The sequence below is a fragment of the Bacillus sp. B25(2016b) genome (genome assembly GCF_001679765.1).
GTDB classification, from domain to species: domain Bacteria; phylum Bacillota; class Bacilli; order Bacillales; family Bacillaceae_G; genus Bacillus_A; species Bacillus_A thuringiensis_K.
Genome location: NZ_CP016285.1, coordinates 940157 through 955241, shown reverse-complemented (window position 1 = coordinate 955241; position 15085 = coordinate 940157). Strand labels below are relative to the sequence as shown.

Below are 15085 nucleotides of genomic sequence, written 5' to 3'. Positions count from 1 at the left end.
GTGAGGTTTAGTTTAAGTGGAAAATAAGTATTATAATTTTGATCCATCTGTAGATATGGATAAGCGTACGAACTTAGAAATTGAATTACTATTAGAAGCGGTATTTAAACTATCTGGCTTCGATTTCCGCCAATATGCTCGTACATCTATTTATAGAAGAATTTGTAATCGAATGCAGATCTCTAATATCCCAACCATTTCAAAGTTAATTGAAAAAGTAATTCATGAGGAAGGGTTTTTAGAACAGTTATTAAATGATTTCTCCATTAATGTAACTGAAATGTTCCGTAACCCTAACTTTTTTAAAGCGCTAAGAGAGCATGTCATTCCTGAATTAAAAAAGTATCCTGAAATTAGAATTTGGCACGCTGGATGCGCAACTGGTGAAGAAGTATTATCCATGTCCATCTTACTTCACGAAGAAGGATTAAGTGAAAAAGCTGTTATTTATGCAACAGATATGAATACAAATGTGTTAGAAAAAGCAAAACAAGCTATCCTTCCGTTAAATAAAATGCAAACTTATACGAAAAATTATTTACAAGCTGGCGGTACACAAGCATTTTCTAACTATTATTCAACAGATAATCGCTTTGCTTATTTTAATCCGTCACTTTTACAAAACATTATTTTTGCGCAGCATAATTTAGTAACTGATCAATCTTTTAACGAATTTCATATTATACTTTGCCGTAACGTTTTAATTTACTTTACGAGTAAACTTCAAAACCAAGTACAACAACTATTTTATGAAAGCTTAGGTCACAATGGATTCCTATGTTTAGGAAATAAAGAAACTCTACGTTTTTCCGATATAATGCCGCATTATATCCAATTTAATCCGAACGAACAAATCTATCAAAAAATACAATAAAAGCGTATGAAATCCTCTGTTTGGATTTCATACGCTTTTTATTTCGCATTCGTTTGTATCATAATTAGACACATATCATCTGATTGCGCTTTCTTTTGTTCTTCCTTGTAAAACCCTTCTATCTCTTCTTCTAAATCTCCCCATTTTCTTTCTGTAAAAGTACGTAATTTCTCTTCAGCCTCAAATTCATCATTTGCAATTGCTTCAAGAACACCATCTGTAAACAATAATATTTGAGCGTTCTTCTCAAAAGGTATAACTGTCTTTTTAACTTTTATTTCATCAAAAAATCCTACCGCACAACTCCCGCGATCTAGTTCAACTACATTTGTTTCATCAACTAAAACATATCCAGAAGGATGCCCTGCATTTACATATTCAACTGTTCTATCTTCTGTATTAACAACTAAGTATATAGCCGTAAAATAATAGGGAATATTATCATTTTCATTATGTAAAAGGGTCATATATTTATTTAATTCTTTAATAACGAGTTCTGGATCAATTAAACATTTAATTGTTTCACGTAATACAGACGAAATAAACATACAAACTAATGAAGCAGATACACCATGTCCCATCACATCTAATAATATAATACCGTAGCGATTTTCATCGATTTTATACCAATAATACATATCTCCAGCTAGTTTAAATGAAGGTAAGTAACTTGCTTCAATTTTTATATGATCTTCTCTTAATGGGCTACTTAATAAGTTTCTTTGTACTTGCGTAGCTAAATCTAATTCATTCCGAAGATTTTCTTCTTGTTCTTTATGCCAATTTAATTCCGATTTCAAGCGTAACGCTACACGCATACGTGCTAATAGTTCAACTTTATTTATAGGTTTGGTAATATAATCCATTGCCCCCATATCAAGCGCTTCGGCCAATTTATTTGCATCCTCTAAAGCTGTAACAAAAATAATAGGAATATCTTTAAACTTCTCCTCTTTTTGTAATCGCCTACAAACTTCAAGTCCATCAATTTCAGGCATCATAATATCTAATAGTATTAAATCAATTTCATTATGCCTGGAAGAATCTTTTCCAAACTGTATGTATTCGAAGAGCTCTTGTGCAGAATTGAGCGATACAAGATCATGATATCCGGCTTGTTTTAAAATCTTCTCAATTACAAATATGTTAACCGGATTATCATCAACAATTAAAATGGACACAAGTTATTTCCCCTTTTCTTATTTAAAATGTAAATCTATTATCATTTTCTATTTTTCTAGTATTACATACTCAGTTACAAAATGAAAATTTCCTACTCATATATATTTTTTATACAACAAAAGAACAAACCCCTAGAAATAGGAATTTGTTCTTTCACTCTATAAATTTCTACTTTTAATTTAACACCATTGCTTTATCATTTAAAAGACGATCTAATTCTTCCATATGATTTGTTTCATCTGCAATCATATCTTCTAGCTTTACAACTAATTCTGTCATATTTAATTTCGCTGCCTGTTCTTTTCTCGTTTCATAACGCTTAATTGTTTCATATTCTGATTGTCTAGCGGATTCTAACATTTCTCTAACATCTTCTACTTGTTTCACTGGTAAAGGGATCGTAGTAGGTGTACCACCTAACGTCTTAATTTTCTCTGCTAAATATAGGGCATGTCCTTGTTCATCACTAATTTCAGATTCAAAGAAAGGTTTTAACACTTGTCTATATATACCAGAAACTGTAGCTGCATTATGGTTATACATAATAATTGCTGAGTATTCTCCTGCTAAATCTTCATTCAATCCTTCGATTAGTTCTTTCACATCGTGTGACATTTTTATATCTCCTCCTATACTTAATAACTACCCCTTTTCTCATGTTTTAAACATAATGATTTTAAATTTTTATGTATCTAAAAATGCTGCTTGCTTCAATTTACTTATCGCTTGTCTTTTAATACGAGAAACGTGCATTTGTGAAATACCTAACCGTTCCCCTGTATCTTTTTGATTTAAATTTTCTCCAAATATATAATGAATAACACTCTTTTCTGTCTCATTTAATACGTTAAAAATATCCTTTAAAACGAGACGCCTTTCTGTCTCTTCATATCCTTGCTCTACTTCACCTACAGATTCAATCCTCGCTACCGAACTGCCATCAGATGAATTTTCAACTACATCATCTAAGGAAGATACGCGATAATTATTTTTCGCATCCATAATTTCTAGCACTTCCTCTTCGGATAGTCCTAAATGATCTGCAATCTCTATAATCTTGGGTGAACGCTGCAAACGATCTGTTAGCTCCTCTATCGCAAGTTTAATCTTCCCGCCTAAATCTTTAATTCGCCTTGGAACGTGAATACCCCAAGTTTTATCACGTAAATATTTCTTTATTTCGCCTACTATTGTAGGTATTGCAAACGGCTCAAAAGCATTCCCTATCGAATAATCATACCTTCTTATTGCACCTAAGAGCCCTAACATTCCTACTTGTATAATATCTTCATGCATCGGCCCACCTTTTGAATAGCGATATGCAATGGAATATACGAGATTTTTATAGTGATTAACCAATCTTTCCTGTGCTTCATCACATTGGTTTTGTTGGAAGTCTGCAATTAGTTTAATAACGTCTTCTTTAGTAAGATTTGTAGGTTGAGATTGGATTTCCATCATTCTCCACCTGCTCTCTTTGTATATATTTTGTCATTAAAACTGTCATGCCCTCATCATGCATAATTTGTATATCATCCATTAACGTATTGATTAAATATAAACCTAAACCATTTTCTGGCAAATACTCTACTGGTTTATTAATATCATACGGACCAACTTTACTTTTTAAGCTATTAAAATCAAAGCTAACTCCATTATCCGCGGCCATAATTTCTAATCGATCTTCATATAGGCCAAAGACAATTGTAATTTCTCCAACGTCTTCTTTATATGCATGTTGTACAATGTTTGTACATGCTTCACTAATAGCAATTTTCATATCTTCTATATCGTCATAAGCAAAACCCATTCGATTCGCAACACCAGCCATTGTTAAACGAATAATAGCCACATATTCTGCTTTTGCAGGAATTTTCATTTCTATCTTTTCAAATCTCTCCATCATCCCTAGTCACCTTCTTTCTACTTTTTCAAAATCGGAATTCAAATTTAATATTTCTGTTAGCCCTGTAATATCAAATAATCTTTTTAGCCTTTTAGACACACCAGTAAACTCTAGCTTCCCATCATTTCTCTTAACTGCTTTTAATAAAGCTATAAAAACTCCTAAGCCTGTACTATCCATATAATCTACGTTATGAAAATCTACTACAATATGAACCTCTTTTTCACTTGCAATAGGCATGATCTTATTTTTCAAATCTGATGCTGTATATGCATCAATTTCACCATTAAGTTGTACCGTATAACCTACATCATTTTGCAAAATATTTATTTCCAAATTCATCATTTCCGCCCCCTTATCTCAAACTACTACTATTTAATTACCCTTAAAAATTAGTTTTAAACATATTTTTTCATTTTAATTATAAATAAATTTTCTACACCTTTCTCAGCTTAATACTAAAAAAATACTACCAAATGTTTAAACTTTATAAATTTGTGTATGTATAATGTATAAACATTATTTTTAGGGGGATCTATCTATGGAAGAGCACAACTTTAAAAAGGGAGATTTCGTTCAATTTTCTTATCGACACGATCATGCTACAAAATTAGTTGGTTCCATTATTAACATACTAACGAATACAATTGTAGTTGATATAGGTAATAACGAGGACTTATCTCATATAGAGCCACGGCAGGTCGTAAGAATAAATAGTTGTAAAAAAGTAACGATGGCTTAATACATAATAGAAAGTGTAATTTTAATGAGTGGGGGGTTCTTCATCCTCCACTCATTTCTATGTAGATTACATTAAAAAAGCATCCAAATTAGTTTAATTGGATGCTTTTTTATGTATATTTATCAGTTTATTCACTTTATAGTTATATATAATAAACTCAAGATTACTATTCATTACCATACTTACGCTTTCCGTAGCATTCTAGAAAAGAATGTAACGATTAAAATAAAGACGATTGCACCTAATAACGCCGGAAGAATAAAGATGCCTCCCCATTCAGGACCCCAATGACCAAATAACGCACTACCTACCCAAGATCCGATTAATCCGGCAATCACGTTACCAACTATACCTAACGGAAAGTCTTTTCCTGTAATCATTCCAGCTAACGCACCAATAAGTCCACCTACAATACACGTAATAATAAGTCCCACAATTAAACCTCCTATATTCGTTTTATATTGGATTCATCAAGCTTTAGTATGTAACCAAAGCTTGATGAACATATATTATTCTTTATTATCCAATTCATCGCTTATCTTTTGTTTCACTTTTCCGACTTTTTCTTTTATCGTTCCCTTCGTTTTTTCCCACTTCCCTTCATTTTTCAACTCTCTATCTTCTGTAACTTCACCAATTCCTTCTTTTACTTGTCCTTTTTTCTTTTCAACTTTACCTGTAATTTGTTCTTTTAGTCCGTTCTCACTCATATTTACAATCTCCTTTTCGTAATAGATTTATAGATTTACAGGATACAAATTTAAATAGAATACATGCATCTTCTTTCTTGTAACCATTCACCGACTCTTTCTAAATCTTTAACGAATAACAAGATTTTTCCTTCATCCAGCTTTTCTTCATAAAAGTTAGCTTCTTCCTCATTAAGTCCTAACTCTTGCATCTTATTTCTTAACTGATCTCCCGTTTTATGAAAGACATTAATAATACTTGTCCCAAGTCCCTCCTCTTTTATTCCAATCGTGTTCACGTCTGCATTATCTGCGATTCTATCTGTCCTCTCTTTCTCATGTGTTAACACGTAAATATCTTTTTGGTCTATTCCTTTCTTCACTAGATCATTCGCCGCATTCATGACCTCTTTCTCCGTAATAAATTCATATACAAAAGGTTTACTATACTTCGTTTCCATCTTTAACTTCCTCCTTTAAAATGAATCATTTGTTATATTATATGTAGTACACCTATTTTCGAAATGTTAAACATAAAATATGAAAAAAGTTATGTGAATTTTAATTTTAATAGAAAATGAACAACATCATTTACCACTTTAAAACATCTTCTTCTTACAATAACCACCTAAAATAAAAGAAAATTGTTATAATTAAACTTAAGAAGGGATACTATGAAAAAAACCATATCTATATGCGCTCTAACCGCTCTATCTTTCACTTTAATAGGTTGTACAAGCACCTCGGCTACAGATAAAGCTTCACAAGTTAAGCAAGAACGCACTCAACATACCTTTCAATTAAACTCCGCAAATATTTCAGATATTGAAATACTAAAAACAACAAATCATACTACTTCCAAATCTCAAACAGATAACGAAGAAATGATAAAATCTATCGTTTCAGCAGTTCAAAATGGTACACCTAAAACAATCACTTTAGATCAAAAAAAGAGAGAATCTGCACATTCTACTATTACCGTTACATATAAAGATGACTCAAAAGAAGAATTTCTTGTGTGGGTTGATAATAAGGAACAAATTACAATCACTAAAGATGAGAAGAAAGATAAGGTAGAAGGTGTGATAATGAATATTAAAGATGCTAAAATGATGAAGGATTTCTTTTAAAATTCTAGTTAACGAAAAAATGAGTAGGATTACACCCTACTCTTTTTTTAATCATGCTCAATAAATAGACCTTTATAAAATCTATTTAAGGTCTAATTTTGCTAAATCATGTTGTAAAACATTATTTCCTTCTTGTGGGTTAAATACGATTGCACTAAGACCAAAAACATTCGTAACAACATCTCTATCTTTCGGACGAATGATTCTTACTTCATAAGCAAAAAGTGCTGGAGGAAGAGCTGCTGAACGAAAAGTAACATATCGATTAGGTGGCAATGTTTGTATTGAAGGGTCTATTAATGGTAACAATACCGGAGAACCTGATGACCAATCAAACATTTCAACTGTTACTCTACGAGTATCATCTGGATCAACATTCATAGCTTCAACAGTAAGAAATAACGTAGCGGAATGTCTACGTAATACACCCGTTGATAAAGTTTCATTGTGATGTTCAAAGCATTTTTTTGGAGGGTGACCATAGCCATAACTCATACCAATCCCCCCCTTTTCATTTATAATTAAGGACAAGTATTCCTTATAATATATAATGCTAGTATTCTTTTATTGAAAGGTATAAAAGCGGATTTCTATCTATATTTGTAGATATTTTATTTTTCATTTATTTGCTCTTAAAGAATAATATAAATTCTCCTATTTTGATTTTACCTTTGAATTCCTTCTAAGAATAAATAAATCTATTTTAAAAAGGACCTGCTCCATTCATTCATAAAAGCATAAAGTAAATGGAATCCGTTAAAACACATGAGTGACCCCTTGGTTTTCCCCTCTTATTAAAAGGAGGAACTGTTATGGGCTTTGGTGGTAGTTGTGGCGGCTGTGGCTTCGCTGGAGGATTTGCTTTATTAGTTGTATTATTTATTTTATTAATCATCGTTGGAGCTGCTTGCTTCTGCTAAAAAACTATCGAAAAGACACTCATGTGAGTGTCTTTTCTTTATATGTAAAAAAAGCCCGCCTATTTCCGTAGGCAGGCTTTATCTTTATTACACAATACGAAAGTATACTCTCTTTTTCACTAAAATTTTATGTAATTATACATATTCACGAAAATAAAAAAATTAAAATATGCCAAAATAAAAAATGAGCTAAATCCCCTAAATAGCTATATAAAGATGGAGTTGTTATTACAACATATTTTTATCATTAGAATGTTTTTCTACAAAATCAAGGATCCTAGCATTAACTTCGTTAGAGAATTCACCATTGATTGCGTGAGATGCATTTTTCCAATTAACTATATCAATATCTTTAACGTATTTTTTTCCAGTTTCAACTGCTTTTACCGAATTGTGCATTGTACTTTTTTCAGCCATAAGTGCAAGCACTGGAATATCAATATTTTTTAAGTCTTCTTTACTAAATAGATTAGGCGCTGGCATTTTCAGTTTATAGTTACGCATACCCGGCTTGATTAACTTAGCGATAGGCTCATCGTCATTTGCTTCTGCTCCTCCAGAAACATAGCTTAACATCTTTTCTCTAAAAAACTTAGGTACAATAGGAACGAAAGCTGGAATAGATGCCATTTGGCAAAAAACTAACTGTTTTCTTGTGCATTAATAGACAACTACTGCAAGAGTTATAGTTTTTATGTTTTCATTTCCTTTTTGCATTTATCTTTTAATCAGACGAATGCTTTTTGTAGTACATAATAAAAAATATCCAGAAAAACTGTCACAAAATCCTTTTTTCTGGTTTCTCTATAATACAGGTATCAAATTGAAAGTGAGGTTTAAACAAACATGTTAATCATGGAAAATGAAGAAAGTCATGCTTCTGATATGACCTTTGAAGATTTATTTAAGCAGTACTATGCTTACGCTGTGAAACAAATCATCTGGATTGTTAAAGATCAATCTATCGCTGAAGAGTTAGCACAAGAAGTATTTTTACAATTATATCGTAGTGATTGGAAAGGAATTGAAAACATACCTGGATGGTTGATTAAATCTTCTACTTATGTAGCCTATAACCATTTTCGATCTGAAAAAAGGCAACAAGCGAAGATTGATAAAGAAATACAATACCATGAAGTACAAAATGTTTCATCATTAGACGATGATTGGATAAGAAAAGAAGAAATTACAAAGGTCCAAACGATACTAAATAAAATGAATGATCGAGAACGAACCCTTTTACTAATGAAATTCTCTGGTTTTCAATATAAAGAAATTGCAGAAGTACTTCAAATTGAAATATCTTCTATTGGAACATTATTGGTTCGAGCCAAAATGAAATTTCGCAAGATTTATAAACAAATGGAGGAGGCATAACAAATGAAATGTTATGATATCGGATTTATTCAAACATATATTGATGGAGAACTTTCTCATGATATAAGAAAGGAATTCACAAAGCACTTAGATACATGTGAAGCATGCCAAGATTTATTAGTAGAAATCAATAGATTAAATCAATGGGAAAACGTAATGCTAGATGAAGAGTCTGCAAATTCACCACAAGAAATCAAAATTGATATAGAACAAGCATGGAAAACATTTGAAAGTCGTTCCAAGTTAGACAATGTTTCTAATATAAATCACAAAAAACAACAAAAGAAGGGAATCTTTACAAACATGAGTAAAAAATCAAAGCGTTTCATTTATACAGCAGTAGCTGCAGCTGCACTTTTCACAACAGCAATGATTCCACAAGTACAAGTGGCGGCTGCAAATGTTGCTTCATATTTTTCTAATGCAATTACAAATGATAAAGTTGTAAATGAAGGAATAAAAGATGAAAATGATATCACACAAGATATGATGAAGAATGGTAAATATATTCCTATTGATGAAAAAATTACAGATCAAGGTATTACTGTACATCTCAAAGAAGTATTTATCGCAGATTCACGTATATCAGTTCATTATAGAATGGAAAAAGCGGACGGAAGTTTAGTACCATTTGAATTTGATACATCAGGGTTAGATCTCGCAAGTGATGGTAAAATTGATGGGCAACAAGAGGAAAACCCTGAGATTAAAAATGACGGGAGACTATCATTTATCCATGATTCTGATGATTATCTTCCTTTTGAACTTATGGCAGCAGGTAAAAAGTTAGATAAAATAGGCATTCGTGATAATGATAGACCTGAAGGTGTTGCTACATTTGTTATAACTACTGAAGAAAAAGACGTTTTTAAACAGCCTCTTACTTTAGACGTAAATATAACTAGAATTGGAAAAGTAATTGGTTCTTGGAAAGCTCAAATTCCAATTGATACTTCACATTTGAAAAATAATACGAATTAACATGAAAAAAAGAATAGAACAATATGTATCTAATTCTCAGTTTATATGTTTCCTTGTTTTCGTTACATTTATTTCGTATATAGTTTTTACTCTATCTTTTATTTATGATTTAAGACCATTATAAGAAAAAGCCCTCTAAAAAAGTAGGAAAATAAATAACCGGTTTCTTAACGTATAAGGAATCGGTTATTTTGTATTTAAAATGCGTCTAAACGTACAATTTTCTTTTTTTGATATGGTGACCTCCAATACATCATTGTCCTTCTCTAAGCTCATATCTATTTTAAGAAGAGTCATTTACAAATTCAAAAAAACCCTCAAAGCATCTACTTTAAGGGGATTTTTCCTATCATCTTCTCTCTTCATACAATCGATTTGCTTTATACGAGCAAACGAAAAACATACATGTCGCAACGGGGATAAATGTCAAAAAAAGTCCTCTCATTAATGCAAATGGCGTTTCAAATAAGAATGACCATAGAAATGATGCACCTTGCTTATCCCATAATCCTGGCGTCAAGTATAGTTCTTTCGGATTTACAAAGGCTCCTAAATTCATTGTATTACTATACATAAATAAAAATAATATCGGCAAATAACAAATCGCTAATTCTAAAAATGTTTTAGATAGACGCTTATACTTCCCTGCTCGTGACATTGGATCTGAAAAAATGTCATCTTCACTTTCTTCATTATTAATCCTCCAAAATGTAAAATTTCAAAAATTATCATAACAGACCAAAGCCCTTTCACTTGGCACATTCTGTCGAATTAATACAATAAAAAAAGCATCTAAAACAGATGCTTTTTTTCATTCTTAATACGTAAACGTAATCGTCACTAAAGAATATCCTTCTTTCGCATTGTAAGGCTCCGCTTTATAAGAAACTCGATTTGCCCCTTGCGGATAACCGATTTCCCCAATTGCCTTTTTCACATCTTGCAGTGCACCGTTCATTGATTGCTTATAAAGTACTTCTATCTTTTCTGGCTTTGCACTATAGCGCTGCTGCATTTTATTTTTTAATTCAGTATAGTTATTTGCGATATATTCATTTCCTAAATAATTTAACTTTGTATCTTTTAATATTTGCTGATATGCAGGCGTTTTCGTACTACCTGCCGCAATTTTATTTGTCAGTGTACTATAATAATTTGTTGTAGCTTGCGGGTAGTCTCCGCGGTTCCACTCATGATTTTTTGCGATTTGTTCATCTGATAAATTGAAATACGAATACGTTACGCGGCCCTGCTCATCTGGAACCGGATCATCGAATGTTGTATCAAGATGATACCATTTGTTTTCGATTTTCACTAAATTCCAAGCATGGGGTTGTCCGTCCCCAGTTCCTGTCACGAAATGATTTTCAATTCCTGCTTCTTTTAATAATTGATAGGTTAATAGTGCGTAACCTTGGCAAACTGCAGAACGATTTACAAGTGCTTCATATGCTGTGTAAGCTTTATAAGACGTATCATAAGAAACATGTTTTACTACATAATCATGAATCGCCTTCACTTTTTCGTGATCATCCATTCCAACTTGAGTAATAGAAGAAACGATTGCTTTCGCTTGTTTCATGACATATTCCGTCTGTTCTTTCGTTTCACGATATGTAATCTTAAGCGTAAACGTATAATTTCCAGGTGATCCAGAAAGTCCATATGAAACATTCGATCTATTATTATTTGTATACTCATTTTTACTTGCAACTTCTTTATATGCGTTAAAGAGTGTATTCATCACTTCTTCTGTATTATTATTTTTCGTTTTATATGGAAGTGTAATATTCGTTTCATACATATTAATACGCTTTTGTACTTCCTCTTTAAACCCTGTTAATAATGCCGCATCTCCTGTATCTTTCACATTAGCATTTTTATATTTTAAAGTTTTATATAAAAATTGCGCATACTGTTCACGTGTTACTGTACCATACGGTTCAAAATTTCCGTCTCCTGTGCCATCTGCGATTCCATTTGACTGCACTGCACTAATTGCGTTTTCTGCCCAAAACGGATTTGGAACATCTTTAAAGGTATGTTTTTGTTTTGCCGCAAGATGGAAAGCATTTGTAAGAATTTGTGCCATTTCCGCACGACTCACAGAAGCTTTCGGTCTAAATTGGCCATTTTCATCACCTTTAAAAACTCCTAAATTTGTTAAAGTTAATACCTCTTCTGGGAACATTGTAGAACTTTGATTAATATCACCGTAAGGATTTTTAAACGTAGACCCATCCTTTAATACGAAACGAGTTCCATCATTACTAAACGAACCGCCTTGTTTATTCGGTACTAACACTCGATAAATTAAAGCCGCAACTTGCTCCCTTGTCGCAACATCTCCAAAACCAAATATCCCATTTCCATAACCGGAAATAATATTCTTACTCGCTAAATCTTTAATTGCAGGATATGACCAATGTGATGTCGGCACATCAGAAAAAACACCCACTTCAGCAGCTTTCACATCACTGCCATTTGTATATAACAACGCACCACCAATAAGTGATAATGATGTAATTGATTTTAATAATTTTGTATACATAATGTCTTCTCCCAATACGTTCTCTATTTTTGTTGGTTTATGTCGAAAAATCTAAAAATATGACAAAATATATTATACAATTAAAAGTTTTTGAGGGATATATTGAATTTTAAAATATGCAAAAATTCATATTAATATATTTTTCCGTATTAATATTATGTTGTTTCGCTTGTGAATATATATAAGTAGTCAAGTCAACACAAATAATAAAAAGACAGCTATCCATAGATAACTGTCTTTTTATTGAATCCAATTTAATTATTTTGAAAATCTAGCATACCCCAAGAAGTGCTTTTGAGTGTATGAACTATTTATCTTACTTTTAATTACACCTGTTGTTTCGTCAGCAGCATGAATATATTCACCATTCCCTAAATATATTCCTAAATGAGAAGGACCCGCTTTATATGTATTCTGTAAGAATACTAAATCTCCTGGTTGAGGATCACTTATTTTTGTAACCATTCCCCAATATCCAGCTACGCTTGTTCTTCCAATATTGTATCCATTATTTTTAAATACATAATAAATAAAACCGCTACAATCAAATGAATTAGGTCCACTATTTCCAAATACATATGGTTTTCCTAATTGTTTTAAAGCAAGATCAACTACTCCAGAATTACCAGAATCTGTTTGGTTAAGATTAATCCACTTGTCGCCTTCCCATGTTTTAATCTTCAACCATCCACTAGTTGTCCCATCTATTATTCTAAAATTCTGCGGACTATATAATGCTCCAGCGTTTGATTTTGCTGAACTAAATGAAGGTTCATTATATGCATAGAATGATTTATTTATAAATCTTTCTTCTCCATCTAGATTCAGCCATTTCTCGCCTTCCCATGTTTTAACCTTTAACCATCCATTAGGTGTCCCATCCACAACTCTAAAATTCTGCGGATTATATAATGCTCCAGCATTTGCTTTTGCTGCATTAAATGAAGCTTCGTTATACGCATAGAATGATTTGTTTATGAATCTTTCTTCTCCATCTGGATTGATCCACTTATAACCTTCATAAGTACTTACTTTCATCCAGCCATTTTCTTTTTTTTCTACTACTCCCCAATTTTGTGGGTTAAATGGTGCTCCATAATTTGCTTTCTTTGCATTAAATGAAGGCTCATTATATGCATAAATCGTTTTGTTGACGGTAATTTGTTCAGCCGCAGGATTCATCCACTTATCGCCTTCCCACGTCTTAAATTTAAGCCAACCATCTGTTGTTCCATCTACTATTCTAAATGTTTGTCGTCCGTACTTCGCTCCAGCATTCGCAACCTTTGATGAGAGAGAAGGTTCATCATATGCATAGAAATCTCCCATGACACGTTCTTCCCCATTTAAGTTAATCCAAACTGGACCTTCCCATGTTTCAATCTTCCACCAGCCATTATCTCTTTTTTCCACTACTCCTACATTTTGAGCACCATACTCTGACCCACCATTTGTTTTAGCTGAATTAAAAGATGGCTCCTTATACCCATAGAATGATTGATTCACATATTCTGAACTACTAGCAGCGTGAGTTACTATACTAAATGTAGAAATAGATAGAATGAGAATCAATAGCAATGATACGCCTTTTTTAAACATATAAACTTTTCACCTCTTCCTTTTTTTAACAATATATTACCATAAGTACATTAACATAAATTTCTTTATTTATCTATAATTTACCATATTAATCGACAAACAATTTAGATTATTATATTTCTTTTAAACCCTCTCCATTCAAGGCATGATTGGGTTAAATGTAATATGAAATACAAGATATGCAATATTTCATATCTTGTATTTTGTATATTAAATTATCAATCTATTCCTTTCTTATACATCAGTATCTAATTTTTGCTAGTTGCTCTTCTTTTTAAAATAACTTTTTTGTTCATTTTTTTGATACATTTACGAAACATTTCTCTGTTATCTTCATTAAGTTCTTTTCTTTTTATAATGTCGTGCGAGATATACCAACACAGGAAGCCCTAGCCCCCTAATCCTAGAGCTTCTTTTTTAATAAGGATTTTATGTATTTTATTATTCCCACCAACTTTCTAAATTTTATATTCAATATATAATTATACTAAATTTATAATATATTAATGGAACGTCACGTGTTTCAAATACAACATTTTTTGATGACCTTTAATACATAAAATGTTGTTATCAAGTCGGAGTAAAACACCTTTGGGTGTCTTTTCTTTTGTACATTATATTCATTAGGGCTCATTTATTTTTTACAAAACCCACCCTTTTGCTTCCGACAACGATGAGGAGTGGTTTTTTTGTTATCTTTTTCTAAAATTTGTTTCCTAAAACATACGCAGAAACTTTACGTACAATGGTTTTCACAAATTCTTTTAGAAGTTCAAACAAAACTCCATTAGAGATAGTTTTATTAAATTTTTCACTACTAGCCACAAAAATATCTTATAATCTTTATATAATAAATTAATGTATTAGGGGTAGATAAAATGCCAGTTACACTCGAACTTATTCTTTTCATTCTTATAGCAATTAGTGCTGTTGGCTATTTAATAAAAGAATTTCAAAAAACTAGGAAACGAACACTTGGAATTTCACTAGAATTTTTAGTTCTTTTCTGGTCAATATGGAGAATATCAACTCTCATAATCTAATTTATAAAACATGAATTCCTTCGAATGAAGTGAAACTTTAATCAGTGGGAGTTTTATTCATCCCCCACTGATTATTAGTTAAACCAATCGG

Annotated in this window: 17 protein-coding genes and 2 pseudogenes; 6 read left to right on the top strand and 13 right to left on the bottom strand. The window is 31.8% G+C overall.

The annotated features are described in order from the left end of the window. Nucleotides 1–16: 16 nt before the first annotated feature. Nucleotides 17–874, top strand: coding sequence for a CheR family methyltransferase (locus BAQ53_RS04950; RefSeq protein WP_000429029.1), 858 nt, complete (start codon nucleotides 17–19; stop codon nucleotides 872–874). Between the two features lie 38 nt (nucleotides 875–912). On the opposite strand, the gene BAQ53_RS04945 is transcribed toward BAQ53_RS04950, so the two are convergent. The 5 genes from BAQ53_RS04945 to rsbV form a co-directional block, all read right to left on the bottom strand. Further along, nucleotides 913–2055, bottom strand: a complete 1143-nt coding sequence (locus tag BAQ53_RS04945) for a fused response regulator/phosphatase (protein WP_000025519.1) — start codon at nucleotides 2053–2055, stop codon at nucleotides 913–915. Between the two features lie 175 nt (nucleotides 2056–2230). After that, nucleotides 2231–2671 carry a ferritin-like domain-containing protein gene (locus BAQ53_RS04940; protein ID WP_000017755.1) on the bottom strand — a complete coding sequence of 147 codons (441 nt, stop codon included), beginning with the start codon at nucleotides 2669–2671 and terminating at the stop codon, nucleotides 2231–2233. Nucleotides 2672–2740: 69 nt separating this feature from the next. Further along, complete coding sequence (sigB, locus tag BAQ53_RS04935; protein ID WP_016117354.1) at nucleotides 2741–3517, bottom strand: RNA polymerase sigma factor SigB; 777 nt, start codon at nucleotides 3515–3517, stop codon at nucleotides 2741–2743. Beyond that, the gene (gene rsbW, locus BAQ53_RS04930) at nucleotides 3480–3962 is read right to left on the bottom strand and encodes an anti-sigma B factor RsbW (protein ID WP_002163876.1); all 483 of its coding nucleotides are present in this window, start codon (nucleotides 3960–3962) and stop codon (nucleotides 3480–3482) included. The genes sigB and rsbW overlap by 38 nt, the downstream gene beginning before the upstream one ends. Nucleotides 3963–3968: 6 nt before the next feature. Next, nucleotides 3969–4307 carry an anti sigma b factor antagonist RsbV gene (rsbV, locus tag BAQ53_RS04925; protein WP_003300267.1) on the bottom strand — a complete coding sequence of 113 codons (339 nt, stop codon included), beginning with the start codon at nucleotides 4305–4307 and terminating at the stop codon, nucleotides 3969–3971. A gap of 196 nt (nucleotides 4308–4503) precedes the next feature. Between rsbV and BAQ53_RS04920 the strand changes: the two genes are divergently transcribed. Further along, nucleotides 4504–4704 carry a hypothetical protein gene (locus BAQ53_RS04920; protein WP_000390997.1) on the top strand — a complete coding sequence of 67 codons (201 nt, stop codon included), beginning with the start codon at nucleotides 4504–4506 and terminating at the stop codon, nucleotides 4702–4704. A gap of 182 nt (nucleotides 4705–4886) precedes the next feature. Here the strand turns inward: BAQ53_RS04920 and BAQ53_RS04915 are convergent, their stop codons facing one another. From BAQ53_RS04915 to BAQ53_RS04905, 3 genes are all read right to left on the bottom strand, one after another. Then, on the bottom strand, nucleotides 4887–5138 hold the full coding sequence (locus BAQ53_RS04915; RefSeq protein WP_000522902.1) for a GlsB/YeaQ/YmgE family stress response membrane protein: 252 nt from the start codon (nucleotides 5136–5138) through the stop codon (nucleotides 4887–4889). A 75-nt stretch (nucleotides 5139–5213) separates the two neighbouring features. Next, complete coding sequence (locus BAQ53_RS04910) at nucleotides 5214–5414, bottom strand: CsbD family protein (protein WP_001293464.1); 201 nt, start codon at nucleotides 5412–5414, stop codon at nucleotides 5214–5216. A gap of 50 nt (nucleotides 5415–5464) precedes the next feature. Beyond that, a complete protein-coding gene (locus BAQ53_RS04905; protein WP_000448805.1) occupies nucleotides 5465–5854 on the bottom strand; it encodes a YflT domain-containing protein in 390 nt (129 codons plus the stop codon). 213 nt (nucleotides 5855–6067) lie between these two features. Here BAQ53_RS04905 and BAQ53_RS04900 point away from each other — a divergent pair, with 213 nt between their 5' ends. Next, complete coding sequence (locus tag BAQ53_RS04900) at nucleotides 6068–6523, top strand: hypothetical protein (protein ID WP_000751338.1); 456 nt, start codon at nucleotides 6068–6070, stop codon at nucleotides 6521–6523. An 81-nt stretch (nucleotides 6524–6604) separates the two neighbouring features. Here the strand turns inward: BAQ53_RS04900 and BAQ53_RS04895 are convergent, their stop codons facing one another. Continuing rightward, nucleotides 6605–7018 (bottom strand): hypothetical protein, encoded by a 414-nt coding sequence (locus BAQ53_RS04895; protein ID WP_208906555.1) that lies wholly within the window; start codon nucleotides 7016–7018, stop codon nucleotides 6605–6607. 317 nt (nucleotides 7019–7335) lie between these two features. Here BAQ53_RS04895 and BAQ53_RS04890 point away from each other — a divergent pair, with 317 nt between their 5' ends. Continuing rightward, nucleotides 7336–7443, top strand: coding sequence for a YjcZ family sporulation protein (locus BAQ53_RS04890; protein WP_000505670.1), 108 nt, complete (start codon nucleotides 7336–7338; stop codon nucleotides 7441–7443). 228 nt (nucleotides 7444–7671) lie between these two features. Here BAQ53_RS04890 and BAQ53_RS04885 read toward each other — a convergent pair. Further along, nucleotides 7672–8073 (bottom strand): annotated as a pseudogene (locus BAQ53_RS04885) (alpha/beta fold hydrolase); the annotation flags it as partial. A 216-nt stretch (nucleotides 8074–8289) separates the two neighbouring features. On the opposite strand from BAQ53_RS04885, the gene BAQ53_RS04880 reads away from it, so the two are divergent. Both BAQ53_RS04880 and BAQ53_RS04875 read left to right on the top strand, forming a co-directional pair. Continuing rightward, nucleotides 8290–8820, top strand: coding sequence for an RNA polymerase sigma factor SigX (locus BAQ53_RS04880; protein ID WP_208906554.1), 531 nt, complete (start codon nucleotides 8290–8292; stop codon nucleotides 8818–8820). Between the two features lie 3 nt (nucleotides 8821–8823). After that, nucleotides 8824–9801, top strand: coding sequence for a DUF4179 domain-containing protein (locus BAQ53_RS04875; protein ID WP_208906553.1), 978 nt, complete (start codon nucleotides 8824–8826; stop codon nucleotides 9799–9801). 349 nt (nucleotides 9802–10150) lie between these two features. Here BAQ53_RS04875 and BAQ53_RS04870 read toward each other — a convergent pair. The 3 genes and pseudogenes from BAQ53_RS04870 to BAQ53_RS04860 form a co-directional block, all read right to left on the bottom strand. After that, nucleotides 10151–10495 (bottom strand): annotated as a pseudogene (locus tag BAQ53_RS04870) (DUF2812 domain-containing protein); the annotation flags it as partial. Nucleotides 10496–10618: 123 nt separating this feature from the next. Beyond that, complete coding sequence (locus BAQ53_RS04865) at nucleotides 10619–12352, bottom strand: S-layer homology domain-containing protein (RefSeq protein WP_089149378.1); 1734 nt, start codon at nucleotides 12350–12352, stop codon at nucleotides 10619–10621. A 258-nt stretch (nucleotides 12353–12610) separates the two neighbouring features. Next, nucleotides 12611–13951, bottom strand: a complete 1341-nt coding sequence (locus BAQ53_RS04860; protein ID WP_208906552.1) for a C40 family peptidase — start codon at nucleotides 13949–13951, stop codon at nucleotides 12611–12613. Between the last annotated feature and the right edge of the window lie 1134 nt (nucleotides 13952–15085).